Annotated in this window: 1 protein-coding gene; it reads left to right on the forward strand. The window is 55.9% G+C overall.

All coding sequences use genetic code 11. The features are described 5' to 3' along the window. Positions 1-234 (forward strand): hypothetical protein (locus tag CAPSK01_RS21700; protein ID WP_273703017.1); only part of this gene is annotated, 234 nt, incomplete at its 5' end. Between the last annotated feature and the right edge of the window lie 328 nt (positions 235-562).

Below are 562 nucleotides of genomic sequence, written 5' to 3' on the forward strand. Positions count from 1 at the left end.
ATGCTCCTCATCATGGCCCTGGCCTTGCACTGGTGCGTCCGCGTCGACTGGAAAGATCAACTGGAGCGTCCAACCCCCTTGGAAAAGAAAGTACAGGAGCAGACCTCGGATGATCACTGGAGCGTCCGGAAAATGCTCCGTAGCCGTCTCTCGTGGTTCACCCGCGGTTTGAGAAAGCTCTACCGACTCGTCGAAACTGGATCGCCGTTGCCTCCGTTTTGGGTGCCAACTTAAACTGATAGGTGCCAAGCCCAATGGTCACTGGCCACGCCATGGCAATGAAACTTCGTTTAGACTATGCGCAGATCCATGCCAAGCCTGTGTTGCCATGCACCTTGCCGACAATGATCTTCGCCAACTGAAACGCGCTACGGTGGTGGCTGACGGAAGACGCGCTGCGGGACTTGGCAGCGCGCTTGCTCGATGATATCGAAGAGGAATCCAGGATGAATAGTCAATGGTTGAACCAGAGCGTCTGGTGGCAGAACATCCAGAGTCACTCGTGTCTATTGACCCGGCGACAGGCAGATGATGCGCCGTTCATGCGGACCCTATGGGCTGA

Origin of the sequence: Candidatus Accumulibacter vicinus, assembly GCF_000584955.1 — a bacterium.
Lineage (GTDB): Bacteria > Pseudomonadota > Gammaproteobacteria > Burkholderiales > Rhodocyclaceae > Accumulibacter > Accumulibacter vicinus.